The sequence below is a fragment of the Effusibacillus sp. SKA8 genome, from assembly GCF_058273125.1.
Window position 1 is genome coordinate 66,058 of sequence record NZ_JBZCSF010000007.1, and the last position, 18,789, is coordinate 84,846.

Consider the following 18,789-nt stretch of genomic DNA (forward strand, 5'->3'; position numbering starts at 1 on the left):
CAAATGAAAAAAACGAAAATTTCACAAGAAATCTCCAAAAAATTGATTGCAATGATCAAATCCGGCGATTTTTTACCCGGTTCCAGGCTGCCGAGCGAAATGGACCTGGCCAAAATGTTCGGGGTCAGCCGCGCCACAATCCGTGAAGCCCTTAGCGTTCTTAACGCGATGGGCATCGTTTCATCCCAGCAGGGAGGCGGACATTATGTCGAAGAAATGGATATCTCTTCGTTGCTGGCCCCTCTGCAAATCGGTCCGGCTGATGTCAGGCAAATCAAACACCTGTTTGAAATCCGGAGGATATTGGAAACCGAGGCCGCATATCTTGCGGCTCTCCGGCGGACCCCCGAAGACTTAAAAAGAATGTATAACGCCTTAAAAAATCTGGAATACGATTTTTCGACGGATGACAAAACCGGCCATGAGGCGGACTTCAGTTTTCACCGCGAAATGATTCGGGCCGCCCATAATCCCATCGTGATCTATACAATGGAAAATCTTTCTAAATTTTACAAGGAAGCGCTTGCCCTCACCCTGAAACAAAACATCGGATTAAAGAGAAAACGGCAGCAAGTGTATAAAGAACACGAAGCGATCTACCTGGCGATTGAAGCCGGACAACCGGAACTGGCAAAAGTCCAGACCGCCATCCATCTGAAAAACGCGGAAAAAAAGCTGAGTCTGGTCATGTGATTTCCGGGAACTTCGTAACAGACAAATGATGTTCTTCACGCGCCACGACAAATACATGCTCCGGCGGCAAATGCAAATGCAAATTAGAAAGCTGACCATCCGCAAGCTGCTGCCAGGTTTCTTTTGCCACTTCGACTTGAAACCGATGCTCAGCGCAGCGGACAAACACACTATAAAAAAACATCCCCTCCATCGTATTTTCTATTTCACAGGGATAGTTGTTGACCGCAAGGGAAGAATCGGTGTGCAATCTGATCAGGTGGGCATGGCAGCCTGCTATCATCATTTTCTCATAGTGTGTATTTGCTTTTTTGGCATGCAATTTCAAACTGCCCGACTGAAGTGCCAGTACACCGTTTTCTTCGCCTAAAACGACAACGGGCAGCAGATTTTTGCAACCCGTAATTCTGGCTGCCGTCAGGCTCGCAGGCTGATGGAACAAAACTTTTTTATGGTCGGTTTGCACAACCCGGCCATTCGAATACAGAATAATCCTGTTGCACAGCCTGTACGCTTCTTCCATGTTATGGGTGACAAGCAACACCGTTCCCGAATAGTTTTTTTGAATCAGTTCCAACAACTCCTGTTCCAACAGATGTTTCACATGGCTGTCGATCGCCGAAAATGGTTCGTCCAACAGCAACAAATCAGGCTGGGTGACAAGCGTTCGGGCCAGCGCGACTCTTTGTTGCTGTCCGCCGGACAATTGGTGGGGATAGCGATCCTGTAATCCGACGAGGCGCATTTTTTGCAGCATGTCTTGAACCCGTTGCCGCCGCGTCATTTTATTTAGTTTTTGAATGCCGAAAGCAATATTTTGGGCTACCGTCAAATGCGGAAACAAAGCATACTGCTGAAAGACGTACCCGATGTTTCGGAAGCGCGGCGGGACGTTCGTTCCGGTCTGCGAATCATAAAGCACGTTGCCGTTTAATACGATCCTGCCCGCATCGGGAGTTTCAAGGCCCGCGATGCACCGCAAGGTCATGCTTTTGCCGCAGCCGGAGGGACCGAGGATGCCGATAATCTCTTTTTCGCCCCGAAAATGAGAGGACAGCGAAAAATCGCCAACCGTTTTCTGAAAAGACACTTCCAGCATCAGCGCCCCCCCTGTATCATTTTTTTCTCCAGCCGGTTCAAGATAAAAAGAAAAGTGACGGCAACCGCGGTCATAATGAGCACCAGCAGATTGGTCATCTCTTTGTCTCCGGCCTGCATTGCATCATAGATGGCGATGGGCATCGTCAGCGTTTGATTCGGAATGCTCCCTGATACCATTAAAGTGGTGCCAAAATCGCCGAGGGCCCGAGCGAAGGAAAGAATGATGCCGGAAGCAAGCCCGCGCCAGGCAAGCGGCACCAGAATTGAAAAAAAGATATTCCATTCGCTTCTTCCCAAGAGCCGGGCGGCATGCACCAGATCGCGGTTAATTTCAGAGAAAGCGGCGCGAGCCGTTTTAACAAGAAACGGTATGGACACAACGGAAGCGGCAATGACAGCTCCTGTTGGCGTAAAGACAATCATGATCCGGAAGTTCTGTTCGAGAAATTTGCCGATCCAGCTCTCCCTGCCGAGCAAAACAAGCAAATAATAGCCCAGCACGGTGGGAGGCAAGACGACAGGCAAGGTTAGCAACGTATCCAAAAAATCGGCCAATCTGCTTCGCGATTGGCTCAGATAATATGCGATCGGCACGCCCAACAGAATGCCCAAGAGGGTCGCCAGCGACGCCACCTTTAGAGACAAAAACAACGGAAAGAAATTCATTTTTTCCACTTTACTTTTTCGCCTCCGGCGGCGGGGCAAATCCGTAGTTTAGCATGATCCGACGCCCTTCCGGACTGTTCACGTACCGGACAAACTCCCGCGCCAATTTTTCCCGGCTTGTCCCTTGCACGACCGCAATGGCCTGATCGAGCGGATCATATAAGCCCGCATCAACGAGCGTGAAACGAACTTCGTCCGGCTTGGCGATCGATTGGGCGATGATCCCGGCTTCCGCGTTTCCGGTCGTGATATAAGTCAATGTATCGGATATATTTTTGCCGTACACAATTTTGTCTTTGATTTGATCCCACACCCCCGCTTTCTCCAGCGCTTGCTTCGCCGCCCGGCCGTATGGCGCGTGATCGGGATTCGCAATGGCAATTTTTTTGATTTCCGGTTGCAGCAAATCTTTCGGTTCGTTGACCCGGACAGAACTTTTGGCCGGTGTGGCCAGGCCAATTCTGCCTTGCGCGTAAAGCTGTGCGGAATCGGCAACGATCTTCCCTTTCTTTTGCAAGTTCTCCACGTAACTGACGTCGGCTGCGGCAAATACGTCGAAGGGAGCGCCGTTTTCGATTTGCTGCGCCAAAGTTCCTGTGGAACCGAAAGTAAACGACACTTTGCTGCCCGTTGACCTTTCAAAGTTCTGTCCGATTTCCTTAAAAGCGAGGGATAAGTCCGCCGCAGCGGCAACCGTCAGCTGGTTTTCCGCCTGGCGATCCTGCGGATTTGTCTGGGAAGGTTGGACGGCGGAATTCCCGCCATTTCCGCATCCCCCGATGCCAAATAACAGGCTGCCGGCCAGCAGAATCGGAAAAAACCATTTTTGTTTCATTTCCTCTCCACACCTTTCATAGAATGTGAATATTTTCTCTCGGAAAGATCGCACAAAACACAACAAAACACAACAAAACAAAAATATGCAGCAAACGAATTGATACTAATTGATATAAAATGATGTTACACAGAATTCTAGCCTATGTTATAATAAATGGCAACCGTTTTGTGAGGAGATGTCACATGCCTGATCATACCTTTTACACGCCGGAAGAAGTGGCCAAAATCTTAAAAATATCAAAGGGTACCGTGTACGATCTGCTTAGGAAAGGAAAAATCCCCTTTTACCGTGTTGGAAAAAAGATAAGAATCAGCCCAATCGATCTGGAGGCATATACGAATCCATCCCACCTGTCAAACCGGGCTACGCCCTCCAACTTTCAGGTTTCGGTCGAAAAACTGGTTTTGGAAAGCCAAGGGTTGATCATTTGCGGGCAGGATATCGTGCTGGACGTTTTAACGCGCCATTTGGAAAAATTCAATCCGATGCTTCGGTCGCTGCGTTCTTACGTGGGAAGCATTGACGGTCTGCTTGCCTTGTACCGGGGAACGGCCAATATTACAGCAACACACTTATGGGACGGAGAATCGGGAGAATACAACATTCCTTATGTCAGACGTCTGCTTCCGGGGCAGCGGGCAGTCATCATCAATCTGGTGTACCGCACGCAAGGTTTCTATGTGGCGCCGGGAAACCCAAAAGGAATTAAAGAGTGGACGGATCTAGCCAATCCGGAAGTCACGTTTGTCAATAGGGAAAAAGGATCGGGCACAAGGGTGCTGCTCGATGAGATGCTGCGCAACCTGCGGATGGATCCGCGACTGATCAAGGGCTACGCAAGGGAAGAAATGAGCCATATTGCCGTAGCCAGCGCCGTGGCCAGAGGCATTGCCGACGTGGGGCTCGGGACGGAAAAGGCAGCCTTGCAGGTGCCGGAGGTGGAGTTCATCCCATTGAAGCAAGAACGCTATGACCTCGTTGTTTGTCGCGACGATTTTGAAACATCCAGTTTTCAGACACTTCTGGCCGTACTCCGGTCACAAGAGTTTTGCGATGAAGTGAAAGGGATGGGCGGATACGATGTGACCAGAACGGGAGAGATCATTGGGGAAATTTAACCGGCATGAGACTGGCAACGGATGAAACGGCGGAAATCCGTGTCCGTTGTCATAAAAGGGACCGCCCTTGGGCGGCCCCTCACAAACAATACATGAAGTACAGACACTCGCTTTCCGTGTCAAACACTCCAATCACAACATCGCCCATTTTCAAAACCCACTTTTTCGATTTTTCCTCGTAAGCGTACACCATCTTTTTACCCTCCTTGACCATTGTCAATGCCCGGATACAGGCAGTAGTATGTAAATCATCTTTCCGTATTCAAAGCCACGGTTTGTCGCGTTGACCTTACAGGATATTCGCTTGGTCTGGAAAATATGAGCGTTCGTGCCGAATTTGCAAAAAAGGATTTTGCCCGGTTGAGGCGAAATTTTCAAGTGAGCAAACATCTCCTGCCCCCCGGGGACGGTTTGCTCATCGCCGGCAGACGCGGCAACAGGCAACCGGCATTGAAATTGCGAATCTCGCAAAATCCTCGTAATATTAAAACAAGAACGTCAATTTTTCTTGCAAGGGGAAATGGTATGCAACTTGAACCTTTTTATATCAGTGAGTCGAAAAAAAGATGCAAAGCGAGAGGCATGAACCCCAACCAGATTCCCATGCCCAAAAATCGCTTGTCCGAGACAGAATTGGAAGCCAGGCGGATGGAATATGATGAAGTCCTGACGGTCACACACTTGTTTGCGGAAAAAATCATGTCCTCGTTAAAAGGCACTCCCGTCTTGATCGTGTTTACGGATGAAGAAGGTTATGTTCTTGAGATGTACGGGGATGAAACCATCAAAAGCGTAATGACACAGACGGGCGTTACATACGGAATTCAAATGGATGAAGAAAATACAGGGACCAATGCAATTTATCTTGCCCTGCAGGAACAGCATCCGATTGAAGTCATCGGCGAACAACATTATCATTTTTTCCTTCGTTCGTCGGCATGCTATTCTGTGCCTTTTCATTTTCCGGAAATCAATAAGGCGGGAACCGTATGCATCATGACATCCATCGACCATCATAGTCCGTACCTATTGACTTTGTTATCGACTATGATGGATTCCGTCGAAAGGGAAATTCTCCTCCGCAGAAACTATCAGAAAAAATATTTGTTGAACCATATGATGATGAACACCTTTCGAAACGGAATCATCATTACGGACCATGCGGGTAATGTCACCGAATTCAACCCGTTTGCCGAAAGGATTATGAATTGCAGCAAAGAAGCTGTCATCGGCCGCTCGATCTTCGAGTTTGAACCGATCGGCAAGTACATTTACGGCGTGCTGAAAAAAGGCGAGAAATACGAAGATATCGAGCTGGCTTTCACCACTTCGCCGCCGCAAAGTTTCGTCTGTCTGTTTGACGCGCTGCCGATTCATGACGATAAATCCAGACTGATCGGCGCATACGCGCAGTTCCGGGATATAACTGACCGCCGCTTGCTCGAAAATCAGGTCATCGTATCGGAGAAACTATCCGCCATCGGTAAACTGGCTGCCGGGCTTGCCCATGAAATCCGCAATCCCCTGACTGCGATCACCGGTTTCATTCAATTGATGAAAAACCGGTTTGCCGCCGACCAGCCGGAAGCCCGGTATATCGAGATTGTCCATAACGAGTTGCTCCGCGTAAACAAATTGGTTTCCAATTTCATCGTAATGGCCAAACCGGGCATTCCCGAAAGAAAATCCTGCGCCATACAGGACATCCTGCAGGAAACCGTCCAGTTTATGGAAAGCCAGGCCATTTTGAAAAATGTGATCATTCAGGCGGAATTCCATGAAGATCCGGTCGTTTCGTTTGTCGACCCGATGCAGATCAAGCAGGTGTTGATCAACCTGATCCAAAACGCGATTGAAGCGATGGTTTCAGGCGGAACCATACATGTCTTACTGGAGAAGGACGAGGACAACAACGAAGTGAAAATCAAAATTTGCGACAGCGGCGTTGGAATGACGGAAGAGGAGATGAAGCAAATCCTCAATCCCTTCTTTACGACGAAGGAAAACGGATTGGGGCTTGGTTTATCCGTATGCTACCGCATTGTCGAGAGTCATAAGGGAAGAATCGAAGTCGCTTCCCAAAAGGGGGAGGGAACCACCTTCACTATCGTATTGCCCATTCAACATCCGACAAATTGAAGTTGCAATGCCACCAAAGAGAGGGGTTTTACGATGAAAACGGTTGCTTCAATCCTGATCGAGCATTTGAAACAGTGGGGAGTCACTCACGTATTCGGTGTTCCCGGAAAACCGGTGGCACCATTTATCCTCGAACTGGGCGACCAAGGAGTCAATTTCGTCTTGTGCCGTCACGAGGCGGGTGCCGGCTATGCGGCCGCCGGCTATGCGTTAAAGAAAAACACGTTGGGCGTCGCTTTGGGAACGTCAGGCCCCGGAGGCACCAACATGTTGTCGGCTGCTGGCCAGGCCAAAGCTTACCATACTCCTGTATTGTTTATCACAGGCCATCCCTCAATGAAAGACACCGGAAAAGCTTTGGCACAAGATTCCACTTTTTTTGGCACCGACCTCGTACATATGTTTGAACCGGTCACCCTGTTCAGCGCCCGCCTGGAAAGGGGAGACCTCCTGCAATCCTATCTTGCGCATGCCGTAGAAAAAGCGTTTACCGGACGCAAAGGGCCTGTTCATCTCTCCATCCCTTCCGATGTGCTTGTGCAAAAAATTCCTTCTTTCTCGCTTCCTCTTCCTTCCGGCGCTCCCAGCGTGTTCTCCGCAGATTTGGAACGGATCATCCCACATCTGCATGCAGCAAAACGCCCCGTTCTCTTTCTCGGAAAAGGGGTCCATCTTGCGGAAGCCTATGAGGAAGTACGCATGCTGGCCGAATATTTCCAGATCCCGGTCATGACCACCCCCGGCGGGAAAGGGGCGTTCCCAACCTGTCACCCGTTGTCGTTGGGCACCTTTGGCGTCGGCGGAACCCCGCAAGCCGGTGCGTATTTGAAATCGGGAGTCGATCTCATGATTGTCATAGGATCAAAGCTAAGCGAAATGTCTTTGGCCGGGCTAACGGTGGACATGTACCCGCACAGGATCATTCAGTTTGACGTGGACCCCACCTTCGCCGGCAAATCCCTGCCTGTTCCCACTTACGTTGTGCATGGCGACGCCAAATCCAATTTGCAAAAACTGTTGGAAGAATTCCATAAAGACCCGCAAATCGCCCCTGTCCGCGAAACTGCCGCCGGACAAGAGAAACTCGGCAATCCTGCGGCACCGGTTGACGAATGCCGCAATTTCGCTGCCCCCGGCTATATAACTGCCGCAGAGACAATGAAGGTGTTGCGCAAATGTTTGCCGGAAGATGCCGTCGTTTTTGGCGATTCTGGTAGCCACAGCTTTTATGCGGTCAGATATTACGATATTTTCCAAGCGGGAACATTTTATTTTGAAGATGTTTTTGCATCTATGGGTCATGCCATCGGGTATGCAATCGGCGCAAAGCTTGCCGCACCCAACCGGACGATCGTTTGTTTAACCGGGGATGGATGCCTGTTTATGCACGGTTCCGAGATTTCCACAGCAGTGAATGAACGGGCTGCAGTCCTATTTGTAGTTCTAAACAACGGAAGATTGGATATGGCCAATAAAGCCATGTATCACAACGTGGGGCGGACGGATGGAACCGTCTACCAAACACCGTTGGATGTGAAGCAATATGCGGAGTCGATGGGGGCAAAGGCCTTTTGCTGCCGCACTGCTGCGGAAATTGAAGCCGCAGTTGCCTGTGCTTTGGCCAATCCGTCTCCTACAGTTATTGAAGTTATGACAGATCCGGAGGAGATTCCGCCCACCCTGGTAAGACGGTGATTCTATATCGGCAAGGGCGCTTTGCAGAGCAAAACCCTCTCGAATGCGTGACTCGGGAGGGTTTTGCCACTGCTTTCGCCTTGCTCCGGATTATTGGACAAACCCGGTTTCCTGCGTGATGTCTTGCCGTACTTGCTGCGGATTGGTGCCGGCAAAGCCCGGTTGCAGCATCGCTTGCGGACCAAACGCAGGCTGAGTCATATTTGCCGTGCCTTGTCCGACGTTCATGTAGCCCTGGCCGGACATACCGTAACGGTATCCGCCCTCCTGTGCGATCTCTTGCCGTACCTGCTGCGGATTGGTGCCGGCAAAGCCCGGTTGCAGCATCGCTTGCGGGCCGAACACGGGCTGGCCGACGGCTGCAAAGCCCGGTTGCTGCCAAGGTTGCGGCATGATTGGCTGGCCGAACGGGGCCTGACCGGCAGTTGCGAAGCCCTGCCATATGTTTGTATAACCGGGACCTGGGATTCCGTAACGGTATCCGCCCTCCTGCGCGATGTCTTGCTGTACTTGCTGCGGATTGGTGCCGGCAAAGCCCGGTTGCAGCATCGCTTGCGGAGCAAACGCCGGTTGGCCGACAGTTGCAACACCCTGCCCGACGTTCGTATAACCTTGACCGGAAATTCCGTAGCGGAACCCGCCGTCCCGTGCAATGTCCTGTCTAACTTGCTGGACGTTGGTTCCGGCGAAACCCGGTTGCAGCATCACTTGCGGACCGAACGCCGGCTGGCCGACAGCAGCAATACCTTGCCCAATGTTCGTATAGCCCGGTTGGAATGCGGATTGCGCAACATACCCTTGCCCAACATTCCAATTGCCTTGCTGCAAACCGGAATAACCAAAACCTCCTTCTTGCGCAATGTCTTGCCGTACTTGTTGCGTACCGGTTCCGGCGAAGCCGGGCTGGAACATCGATTGTGCATTTGTTTGCGGCATTTTTTTGACTCCTCCTTAGAGATCTTTTTGGAATGAGGTAGATTCACGACATGTAGTGTACCCATCGCTTTTTGAAGTATTCTCCTTTTTATGCAATGTTGTTTTTACACAACAGGCTCTTCCCGAATCCCCCCAGCGTCATGTATGATGAAAGAAAGGAGGGGAATGCCCATGTCTTTCGATCTTTTGTCGTTCGTACGGGAAGCGAAGGAGGAATTTGACCGTACGGTAGCTTGCAAACACACTTCGTTCGATGATCTGTATCCGTATATGATGGAGAATCAATCGTTCTTTTGGTATAAACGGCATGCGGCGTGGGCGAGCCTTTTGACCGCGATTCGCATCGCGGACAGTGCCGGTGCCAATTGGCGCGATTTGTTCACGTTCAAACAACTGTCCATGATCACCAACAAGGTGCTTGACAAGCAAGTCCTCGACGAATGGCTGGAAACGAGCAAAGACGAGAGCGACGTGACAGTCGAATAGAATAAACCATTTAAAAAGCTCTGAACTTTTGCGTTCAGAGCTTTTTCTGTGCCGCTTCCGTCACACGCCAAACGGATTGAGCGGCTTTTCCCCGATATAGGAAATGACACTTTTCGTTTCGGTGTAGAGGTTGAGCGTTTCCAGCGCCAGTTCCCGGCCGTAACCCGATTGCTTGTAACCGCCAAACGGAAGTCCCGGAAAGGCGGAAAAAGGCGAATTGATCATGACGATTCCCGCTTTGACTGCGGCCGCCACCCGGTGTGCCTTGGCGAAATCCCGGGTCCAAATCGCCGCCGCCAATCCGTAAATCGAATCGTTGGCCTGGGCAATCACGTCTTTCTCGTCCGAAAATTTGATGATTACGACAACCGGCCCGAAAATCTCTTCCTGCGCCACTCGCATCTTGTTCGTGACGTTCCCGAGAATCGTCGGCATATACCAGTGTCCTTTCGCAAACTCCTCTCCTTCGGGGCGTTTGCCGCCGCACAGGAGAGTCGCTCCTTCTTCCAATCCCAGCTTCACGTACCCGTCGATCACTTTTTCCTGATTGGCGGAAATGACGGCACCCACGTGGGTGTTCGGATCAAAAGGATCGCCGACTTTCAGCTTGTTCGCTTTCTCCACAAAGCGTTCGACGAACCGATCGTAAATCTTTTCGTGGACGAACAACCGGGACCGGGCTTCACAAGATTGTCCGGTGTTGTAAAAAATTCCGAACAACGACCCGTCCACCGCCGCATCCAAATCGGCGTCGTCGAACACGATATTGGGCGATTTTCCGCCCAACTCCAGCGTAACGCGTTTCAAATTGGCTGACGCTTTCGCCATGATGTCCTTCCCGGTGGTTGTCTCGCCGGTAAAGGCAACCTTATCGACATGGGGATGTTCAGCCAGGTAAGAACCGATCACCGCACCGCTTCCGGTGATGACGTTCACCACTCCTTCGGGCACCCCGGCTTCCAGACAGATATCTCCCAGCACCAGCGCCGTGATCGGCGTCAGACTGGCCGGTTTGAGGACAACCGTATTCCCGGCCGCCAAAGCGGGAGCGATCTTCCACGCCGCCATCATCATCGGATAGTTCCAGGGAATGATTTGTGCGCACACACCCACCGGTTCCCGCAGCGTATAATTGAAAAATCCGTTTGGCACCGGGATCGTTTCCCCCGACAGGGTCGTGGTGGCCCCGGCATAAAACTCGAAGTCTTCGATCGCCTGATTGACCTGTCCTTTTGCGGCGGACAGCGATTTTCCGCTGTTGAGAATCTCCAGTTTCACCAACTCGTCAAACTGCTGCCGCATGATTTGTGCGATCTTGTTTAAAATCTGTCCGCGCCTTGCCGCCGAATAGCGGCTCCATTTCCCTTTTTCCAGCGCCGTCCGGGCCGCCTCCACCGCACGGTCCACATCGTCTTTGGTTGCCGCCGCAATTTGCGCCAACGGCTCCCCGGTAGCCGGATTGTATGTCGTAAACGTCTCGCCCGAACTGCTGTCGCAATGTTGTCCGTTAATCAATAGCTGGTAGGTTTCTTTCAGCACGATTGCGTCTCCTTTTCCTTGTTCAATCATTTCAATCCATTCAGTAGACAGGCTTCAATGCCTCAAACGGATTCCTGCAATCTCTGCAATATGCGATGCTGCGGCAGGCTGCCGGTCCGAACAGATTGTCGAGCGTCGTGTTCTTCGAACCGCAAAACGGACATTCGATTTCCCACGAATCGACCGGTTGCCGCGGCGGCGGCGTGATTCCGAACTGCCGCAGCTTCTCCCGTCCCGCTTCCGTAATCCGGTCGGAGGTCCAAGCCGGTTCGAATACGAACCGGACTCGAACCTCCTTCACTTCCGGCACGTCGGACACGCGGTCCACAATGTTTTTTTCAATGATTTTGAGGGCAGGGCAACCGACAAAGGTAGGCGTAAACAGAATCGTCACAACGCCTTCCTCGACCTCCACCCGGTGGATCATGCCCATTTCCACAACGCTGATGCTCGGGATTTCCGGGTCGCTCACTTCCTGCAGCTTCTTCCACACTTCGTTTGCAATCGAGCCCGTAACGGTTGCCATCATCCAATCCCCCTTTTACCAGTTGGCGGCCGGGTCCAACCGGTACACTTCGGAAAGCTCCGCCAACGCGGATTTCAGATCGTCCGTATGTTGCCCCGCGCGGCCGTTGAGATCGCCTTTTTGCGGTTTCCCCGGCCAAGCGATACCGTTCTTTTCAAGGGACTCTTTCGCCCTCTGGGTCCAACGCTGAAGCAGCATCTCTTCGCCTTCCAGCAAGCCGAATTTTACAATCTCTCCGCCGTGCGGCCCGAGCTCAAACAGACCGCCGAGGTCGGCCCAGGTTTTTTCGACCGCGTTCAAAATCCGTTTGCGTGCTTCCTCCGTGCTGTTGGCCAACTGCGAAAACCATACCTGCCAGTGCAGCAGATGGTAGCGCTGTTCAGGCATCATTTTTTTCGCCAGTTGCGCCAGCGGGACAAACGAAGAGTTGGTCAGCGACTCCAAACGCACCTGTTTGAAGAGTTCATAGAAGTACAAGCGTACGACCGTATATCCCCAATCGTACCGGGGATTGTTCAGATAATGCCCCGTTCCGTTGGGACGCTCCGTCAAAATCGCGTTGCGGAATTGATCGGCGCTTCGCAGATGCGCCAAATCGTCCGCTTTGCCCTCGCCGAGCGCTTCCAGCAATTCGTAAAAAGCGGCCGCGTGCCCCATCGTATCCTGGGTAATTGAAGAAAACGCCACGTCCTCTTCAACGTGGGGAGCCAATCCCAACCACTCAGAACCGCGGAAACTCAAAATCAAATCATCGTCAGCCAATTGGTAAAGCAACTCGACAAGCGCGGATTGATACTCCCGGTTTTGCTTCGCCTGTTCCACCGATTCGATGCGCTGCATTTCCGTCCACCTCTCCCACAGTCTTATTTGTTTGACGCCAAGTTCTTTTCGTATTGCTCTTTGTGATAACGCCATCTCGCCTGCAATTCCGCGTATCCCTTGGTCGTCCGGTAATCCTTGTTGTCCATTCGTTCAAGGGCCCAACGCTCTTCCGGCGGAATCACGTGCATGTCCTCGCGCTTCACGACCATCAGATTGTAGCATGGCTCGCGGCGCAGGAAGTTTTCCCTTGCCATCGCCAGCGCCACCTCGTGATTGGGCGCCAGCAGGCTGTATTGCTGGACAAACTGACTCGTTGGCGTTTTCTGGCTAAACACTTCGAAAACGGCGAAATCTTTTTGTTCGTTTTGTTGGTTCACCATTTTGCTTCCTCCCTTACACGGCGGAACGTTGATTGTAAAGCAGCGCGTCCCGTACCCATTGGCTGTCGTCGTAGGACAGTTTGCGCAGCGCCAATCGCTCCTGTGTCTTCGGCCCTTGGCCGCGGATGATCTTTCTCAGTTCCTCCCAGTCGGGCTCCTTGTAGATCCAACGTCCTTCCGCTTCGTCATAGCGGAGCGTTTCATCCGGAAGCGTCAGTCCGATATGCCAAATGTGCGGAACGTACTTGCTGAAGAAAATCTGGCGCAGCTCCTCGTTGCTCTTGGTCCTGATCTTGTACTTGAGGTTGATGTTCTGGTTGCTGGCCATTTTGTCTTCCGGCGGCCCGAAGAACATAACCAGGGCGGGCCACCAACGGTTCAGCGCGTCCTGCAGCATCCGGCGCTGCTCTTTCGTTCCCTCCGCCAATGCCAGCACGATGCTTTCACCGTGCTGCATGTGGAATTTCTCCTCTGCGGTAATCCGCTGCAACACCCGCTGATAGGGAGCGTACGAAGTCTCCAGCAGCATCGTTTGCGTAACGATCGCCGCTCCGTCGACCAACCATCCGATCACACCCGCATCCGACCACTCCGGTACCGGCATATGAAACACGTTGTGGAACTTTAGATCGCCGGAAAAGAGGTCCCTGATAAAATCTTCCCGCGTTTTCCCCAGCGGGGCCGCCAAGTCCTCCGCAACGCGGATCAAAAGCTGGCCGTGGCCCATTTCATCCTGCACTTTCGCCATGATGGCAAGCTTGCGGTGCAGCGTCGGCGCTTTCGGCACCCATTCCTTCTCCGGCAGCGCCCCCATGATTTCACTGATGCCGTGCATCGCAATCAGCTTGATCAACTGGTGGCGGTACTCGTCCGGCATCCAGTCGTCCGCCTCGATTTTTTCGCCGCGCTCGATGCGCGCCATGAACTCTTGATACTTGTCACTCTCGGTTTGTTGACTCAAAGTCGCCTGCATTGCCATGCCAAAAGCTCCTCCCCTCAAGATCTCGATGTGTGATCATTTCGTGAATTTTTATATAACGTTTCTTTAACGTAATATTATCATATTGTAATATAACGGTCAATAAGAATTTTCTAATTTTTTTGTTATATATTTTCCACTCTGCAATCTATTCGCCACGAATGTCCATTTTCGCAATCTCGCTCAACTCGACCGTCATACGCTTCAGCAACTGAATCACCGAAAACAGCTCCTGCACGCCCGTCGCTTGCTGCAGCGTATAATTCGTCGTTTTCTCCATTTCCTTTACGACCGCGGAAATCTGTTCGTTCATTTCGGACAATTGGCGGATGATCGTTTTCGTCGAATCGGACGTCGTGTCGGACAAACGGCGGATTTCTTCGGCAACGATCGAAAATCCGCGGCCGTGCACGCCGGCCCGGGCCGCCTCAATCGCCGCGTTGATGCCAAGGATGTTGATCTGACTGGAAATGGTTTTGATCAAATCGCTCATCTTTGAGGTTTCTTCGATTTTGCTCTGCACCAGATTGGCGGAGGCGTTGACTTCCTGGCTGACGGAAGACAATTCCTGCGAACTCTTGGCGAGTGTCTCCGCATTGTCCAAAATATTGCCGACCGCTTCCGCAAGTTCTTCCGCCATTTGTTCAATCCGGTCCTCGCGGTCGGTTGACATGCCGGTTGACAAACAGCCGACAACCTGCCCGTTTTCAACGATCGGGAATCCGGCGGCGATGTAGGGAATACCGTAAACCTCGCGGGGAACCTTGCGGACGACGTGCCTTTTTTCGTGTACCGCCACATAATTGATGCTTCCCGGCCGTAAAGGATCGCCCGGCTTGATCTTCAAATCCAGCGTGCGTGCCGGATAGTAAGCCAAAAATTTTTCCGTGTCCGTCACACCGATCATGCTGTCGACAATCAACGCTTTGTTCAAGATCGGCACCACGGCCAACAGGCTTTTCATGATTTCTGACAAAAGGACCGACTCCTTTCTTGGCTCCACCGAGACAAATTCAAACAAAGAGGGGGCTGTTGCCCCCCCGCGAGTGCCCCCTGATCCCCTATTTCACCATTTGAAATTTTCCGTTTTTGACTTCCACCATGATCATGCTGTCTTCCGACAATCCGTTGTGGTCGGACGGACTGAATTTAAATTCGCCGGTGACGCCCACATACTTCACATTCTCAAGCGCTTGGGCGAGTTTCGCCGCATCTCCGTTGGCCGCCTTAAGCCCTTCCACCAACAAGTTGAGACCGTCGTAAGCATATCCGGCAAATCCGTCGGGAGCGGTATTGTAAGCCGCGCTGTAGGTTTTTACAAAATCTTTGATGACTGCCGCTTGCGGATCGTTTGCTTCCACCAGGTCGGGCACCAGCAACTTGCCTGCGACCAGCAGCACTCCCTCCGCCGCATCCCCCGCCAGTTCGATGAACTTGCTGTTGGCGCTGCCATGGCTGCTGATAATCGGAACGGTGATGCCCAGTTGTTTGGCTTCTTTTACGATCGTCGCCGGGGCGGGATTGGTGCCGGCCACAATAATCGCTTTGGCGTCGGTCGACTTGATTTTGGTCAACTGGGTGCTCATCGAAGTGTCTTTCGTGCCGTATTTTTCATCGGCAACGATGGTGATGCCGTATTCCGGAGCGAATTTCTTCAACTGTTCCGCCCAACCGCTGCCATACGGGTTGCTGTCATAGAGGATCCCGATTTTGCTGATTCCTTTTTCTTTCAGATATTTGTAGATGCGTTTCGTGCCGTGAATATCCGTATGCGGCGTTTTGAAAATGCCGGAGCGGACCGGGTCGGTGATCTGGTTGGCGGCGGCCATCGAGATCATCGGGATTTTCTCGGCGGTTGCCACTTCCGCCATGCCAAGGGACGGACCGCTGCCGGAAGAACCGAGAACAGCCGCCACTTTATCCTTTGTGATCAACTTTTTGATCGCCTTGACGGCTTCCGTGTTGTCCGACTTGTCGTCTTCAAATACGATTTCCAGCGGTCTGCCGTTCACCCCTCCGGCATCGTTGATTTTTTTCACCTGCATCTCGACAGCCTGTTTTTCAGGCACGCCCAGCGGGCTGTTCGGACCCGTCAGGGAAAAAACGGCTCCCACTTTGATCGGCTCTTTGCTTTGTTTGGCCGCCGGTTGCCCACCGCCGCCCGAGCATGCGGTAAGCATGATCAGGGAAGCGGCAAGCAAGCCGCTCATCCAGTTTCTCGTTTGCTGTTTGAATTTTTTCATCGTCAAAAACCCCCTCGAATCTTGTTAGGATCCGCTCCGCCTTAAGGTTTGTGCGGAGCGGTCTTGTATGTGGTCTTGCATTACCACCTTCAGGCATGGGCTTTCCCTAAATAGGCGGATTGCACCCGCGGATCGCTCGCGATCTCCTGCGCGGGGCCTTCCAGCATCACGGACCCGGTGTGCAGCACGTAAGCCCGGTCGGAAACCGCCAAAGCGGCAATCGCGTTCTGTTCGACCAAAAGGACTGTCGTCCCCCATTTGTCGCGGATTTCCTGGACGATTTGCAAAATCTCTTTTCCTATTAACGGCGCCAAGCCAAGGGAAGGCTCATCCAGCAGCAGGAGTTTCGGTTTTGACAGCAATGCTCGCCCGATGGCCAACATCTGCTGCTGTCCCCCCGACAATGTACCGCCCATTTGCCGCTTGCGTTCTTTTAAAATCGGAAAACGCTGATAGATTTGTTCGATTTCCCGCAGGATGCCTTGCTTTCCGATCTCCTTCATCCGCTGCGACGCGCCGAGCCAAAGATTGTCTTCCACCGACAGCGTGGAGAAAATCTGCCTGCGTTCCGGCACGTGCGCCATCCCTTTGCCGACCACTTTTTCCGCCGGTACGCGGGTAATGTCTTCCCCGGCAAATTCGACCACCCCCTCCTTGGCACCGTGCAAACCGCAGATGCAGTTTAAAAGCGTCGTTTTGCCGGCTCCGTTGGCGCCAAGCAGCGATACGATTTCCCCTTCCGCCACGTGCAGGTTGATGCCGTGCAGCACTTGAACGGGGCCGTAGCGGGCTGTCAGATCCCGCACCTGCAAAATGGTATCCGCCATCATCCTCACCCCCCGACCGCCGCTTCTTGTCCCAAATAAGCGGCGATGACTTTTGGATTTTGCCGAATCGCATCCGGGCTTCCTTCCGCGATTTTCTCGCCCTGGTCCAGAACGACGATTCGGTCGGCCACGCTCATCACCATGTCCATGTCGTGTTCCACCAGCAAAATCGCGGTGCCGCTTGCCTGAATCCGCTTGAACAAGCGGCTCATCCCGGCCGTTTCGGTGTGATTGAGGCCTGCGGCGGGTTCGTCAAGCAGCAGCAGCTTTGGCTCGGCCGCCAGCGCCCGGGCGATTTCCAGCAATCGAAGCTGCCCGTAGGGAAGGCTGCCGGCCGTTTTCCCGGCCAATCCGGCAATTCCCACCTCTTCCAGCAACCGATAGGCCCGCTGGTGCATCTCTCGCTCTTCCCTGCGTGCGCCGCCGGCAGTCAGTCCGCATGCAAGCAAGCCGGATTTGGTGCGGGAATGGAAGCCGACCATCACGTTCTCAAGCACCGTCATATCGTCAAACACTTGGAGATTTTGAAACGTCCGGGCGATTCCCAGGGAAGCGTACTGGAATCCCTTAACGCTTGACATGAGCCGGTTTTCAAAATAAATCTCGCCGTCGGACGGCGGAATCACACCGGATATCATGTTTAACACCGTGCTTTTCCCCGCTCCGTTGGGGCCGATCAAAGCGACCAATTCCCCCGGACGCACGTGAAACTCCACGCCGTTGACGGCCCGCACCCCGCCGAAGATCTTTGAAATCGATTTGACATGCAGCAATTTTTCCATCAGGCCACCGTCTCCATTTCCACATTTTCGGGCCGGACTTCTTCCCGCGCCTGATCACGTCTTTTCCGCATCCGGGATTGCAAGCGCGGAACCAGTCCTTCCGGCATGAACATAATGATCGCGACCAAAATCGCGCCGAAGACGATTGTGTCGACATCCCCTTTCAACCAGGGAAAATGTTCGCCCAAGAGGATCAAAATCTCGCTGATCGCGTCGATGATGACAGCCCCCGCCAAAGCGCCCCAGATGCTGGTCATTCCGCCGATCACGACCATCGTCAGAAATTTGATCGACTCGTGCAACCCAAAGGGTTGCGGATCCAGAATTCCGATAAAATGGGCGTACATCGCACCCGAGATCCCGGCAAACATGCCGCTGACCACAAACGCGCTCAATTTGAAGCGGGCAACGTCAATCCCCATCGAGGTGGCGGCAATCTCGCTTTTGTGAATGGCGCGGTAAGCTCGCCCCACCCTGGAATTCATGATATTCAACGAAAACACCAGAACCAGCGTCACGACCGTCCACACCAGATAATAAAGACTGGTCTCACTTTCCCCGAATCCCGCAATCGTAAGGGGAGGAATGCCGATCATGCCGTTGGCTCCGCCCGTGACGGACTCCCATTCCGCGATTGCAATCTGCACGATATATCCGAATGCGAGAGTCGCCATTGCCAGGTAATACCCCTGCAAGCCCGCTATGGCACGTGCGACGACGAAAGCGATGATACCGGGGATAACCGCCCCCACGATTACTCCCACAACGGGATGGGCTCCGTATTTAACGGAAAGTATGGCGGATGTGTAAGCGCCAATCCCCCAGAATCCCGCTTGCCCGAGGGAGATCTGCCCCGCCAGCCCCATTACGAGTCCCAATCCGATGGCAACAATCGCATGCAGGCCGATCACGATGCCCACGGAACGGTAATAGTCGTCTCCCAGCAAAATCGGGAACAGCAGGACGATCAGCAGATAGACGGCAAAGGCCGGTCGGAAAGTTTTGAATTTTGACAGCAC

The 18,789-nt window shown here is 52.6% G+C and carries 19 protein-coding genes; 5 read left to right on the plus strand and 14 right to left on the minus strand.

Annotated elements, in window-relative coordinates:
- Positions 1 to 3: 3 nt before the first annotated feature.
- On the plus strand, positions 4 to 693 hold the full coding sequence (locus AC4ED1_RS07660) for a FadR/GntR family transcriptional regulator (protein ID WP_490937312.1): 690 nt from the start codon (positions 4 to 6) through the stop codon (positions 691 to 693).
- On the opposite strand, the gene AC4ED1_RS07665 is transcribed toward AC4ED1_RS07660, so the two are convergent.
- Genes AC4ED1_RS07665 through modA form a run of 3 tightly spaced genes read right to left on the minus strand, consistent with a single transcriptional unit; the run spans position 686 to position 3,295 of the window.
- Positions 686 to 1,792, minus strand: coding sequence for a sulfate/molybdate ABC transporter ATP-binding protein (locus tag AC4ED1_RS07665; protein WP_490937314.1), 1,107 nt, complete (start codon positions 1,790 to 1,792; stop codon positions 686 to 688). The genes AC4ED1_RS07660 and AC4ED1_RS07665 overlap by 8 nt on opposite strands.
- Positions 1,792 to 2,469 (minus strand): molybdate ABC transporter permease subunit, encoded by a 678-nt coding sequence (gene modB / locus AC4ED1_RS07670; protein ID WP_490937316.1) that lies wholly within the window; start codon positions 2,467 to 2,469, stop codon positions 1,792 to 1,794. Before modB ends, AC4ED1_RS07665 begins: the two co-directional genes overlap by 1 nt.
- Position 2,470: 1 nt before the next feature.
- Positions 2,471 to 3,295, minus strand: a complete 825-nt coding sequence (gene modA, locus AC4ED1_RS07675) for a molybdate ABC transporter substrate-binding protein (protein ID WP_490937318.1) — start codon at positions 3,293 to 3,295, stop codon at positions 2,471 to 2,473.
- Positions 3,296 to 3,480: 185 nt separating this feature from the next.
- Here modA and AC4ED1_RS07680 point away from each other — a divergent pair, with 185 nt between their 5' ends.
- From AC4ED1_RS07680 to AC4ED1_RS07690, 3 genes are all read left to right on the plus strand, one after another.
- Positions 3,481 to 4,416, plus strand: a complete 936-nt coding sequence (locus tag AC4ED1_RS07680; RefSeq protein ID WP_490937320.1) for a helix-turn-helix transcriptional regulator — start codon at positions 3,481 to 3,483, stop codon at positions 4,414 to 4,416.
- Between the two features lie 525 nt (positions 4,417 to 4,941).
- The gene (locus AC4ED1_RS07685) at positions 4,942 to 6,555 is read left to right on the plus strand and encodes an ATP-binding protein (protein WP_490937322.1); all 1,614 of its coding nucleotides are present in this window, start codon (positions 4,942 to 4,944) and stop codon (positions 6,553 to 6,555) included.
- A gap of 33 nt (positions 6,556 to 6,588) precedes the next feature.
- Positions 6,589 to 8,250 carry a thiamine pyrophosphate-binding protein gene (locus tag AC4ED1_RS07690; RefSeq protein ID WP_490937324.1) on the plus strand — a complete coding sequence of 554 codons (1,662 nt, stop codon included), beginning with the start codon at positions 6,589 to 6,591 and terminating at the stop codon, positions 8,248 to 8,250.
- 90 nt (positions 8,251 to 8,340) lie between these two features.
- On the opposite strand, the gene AC4ED1_RS07695 is transcribed toward AC4ED1_RS07690, so the two are convergent.
- Complete coding sequence (locus AC4ED1_RS07695) at positions 8,341 to 9,186, minus strand: hypothetical protein (protein ID WP_490937326.1); 846 nt, start codon at positions 9,184 to 9,186, stop codon at positions 8,341 to 8,343.
- A gap of 171 nt (positions 9,187 to 9,357) precedes the next feature.
- On the opposite strand from AC4ED1_RS07695, the gene AC4ED1_RS07700 reads away from it, so the two are divergent.
- Positions 9,358 to 9,672 carry a hypothetical protein gene (locus AC4ED1_RS07700; RefSeq protein ID WP_490937328.1) on the plus strand — a complete coding sequence of 105 codons (315 nt, stop codon included), beginning with the start codon at positions 9,358 to 9,360 and terminating at the stop codon, positions 9,670 to 9,672.
- Between the two features lie 60 nt (positions 9,673 to 9,732).
- Here the strand turns inward: AC4ED1_RS07700 and AC4ED1_RS07705 are convergent, their stop codons facing one another.
- The 10 genes from AC4ED1_RS07705 to AC4ED1_RS07750 form a co-directional block, all read right to left on the minus strand.
- Positions 9,733 to 11,211 (minus strand): aldehyde dehydrogenase family protein, encoded by a 1,479-nt coding sequence (locus AC4ED1_RS07705; RefSeq protein WP_490937330.1) that lies wholly within the window; start codon positions 11,209 to 11,211, stop codon positions 9,733 to 9,735.
- A 40-nt stretch (positions 11,212 to 11,251) separates the two neighbouring features.
- Entirely contained in the window at positions 11,252 to 11,737 is a 486-nt protein-coding gene (paaD, locus tag AC4ED1_RS07710) for a 1,2-phenylacetyl-CoA epoxidase subunit PaaD (RefSeq protein ID WP_490937332.1), read from the minus strand.
- A gap of 15 nt (positions 11,738 to 11,752) precedes the next feature.
- The gene (paaC, locus tag AC4ED1_RS07715; protein WP_490937334.1) at positions 11,753 to 12,577 is read right to left on the minus strand and encodes a 1,2-phenylacetyl-CoA epoxidase subunit PaaC; all 825 of its coding nucleotides are present in this window, start codon (positions 12,575 to 12,577) and stop codon (positions 11,753 to 11,755) included.
- 23 nt (positions 12,578 to 12,600) lie between these two features.
- Complete coding sequence (locus AC4ED1_RS07720; RefSeq protein WP_490937335.1) at positions 12,601 to 12,939, minus strand: 1,2-phenylacetyl-CoA epoxidase subunit B; 339 nt, start codon at positions 12,937 to 12,939, stop codon at positions 12,601 to 12,603.
- 13 nt (positions 12,940 to 12,952) lie between these two features.
- Positions 12,953 to 13,918: a 1,2-phenylacetyl-CoA epoxidase subunit PaaA gene (paaA, locus tag AC4ED1_RS07725; protein ID WP_490937337.1), complete on the minus strand. Its 966-nt coding sequence runs from the start codon at positions 13,916 to 13,918 to the stop codon at positions 12,953 to 12,955.
- 148 nt (positions 13,919 to 14,066) lie between these two features.
- Positions 14,067 to 14,894: a methyl-accepting chemotaxis protein gene (locus AC4ED1_RS07730; RefSeq protein WP_490937339.1), complete on the minus strand. Its 828-nt coding sequence runs from the start codon at positions 14,892 to 14,894 to the stop codon at positions 14,067 to 14,069.
- Positions 14,895 to 14,979: 85 nt separating this feature from the next.
- Positions 14,980 to 16,161, minus strand: coding sequence for an ABC transporter substrate-binding protein (locus tag AC4ED1_RS07735; protein WP_490937340.1), 1,182 nt, complete (start codon positions 16,159 to 16,161; stop codon positions 14,980 to 14,982).
- An 89-nt stretch (positions 16,162 to 16,250) separates the two neighbouring features.
- Complete coding sequence (locus AC4ED1_RS07740; RefSeq protein WP_490937341.1) at positions 16,251 to 16,988, minus strand: ABC transporter ATP-binding protein; 738 nt, start codon at positions 16,986 to 16,988, stop codon at positions 16,251 to 16,253.
- A gap of 5 nt (positions 16,989 to 16,993) precedes the next feature.
- Positions 16,994 to 17,770, minus strand: a complete 777-nt coding sequence (locus AC4ED1_RS07745; protein ID WP_490937343.1) for an ABC transporter ATP-binding protein — start codon at positions 17,768 to 17,770, stop codon at positions 16,994 to 16,996.
- Positions 17,770 to 18,789: a branched-chain amino acid ABC transporter permease gene (locus AC4ED1_RS07750; RefSeq protein WP_490937345.1), complete on the minus strand. Its 1,020-nt coding sequence runs from the start codon at positions 18,787 to 18,789 to the stop codon at positions 17,770 to 17,772. Before AC4ED1_RS07750 ends, AC4ED1_RS07745 begins: the two co-directional genes overlap by 1 nt.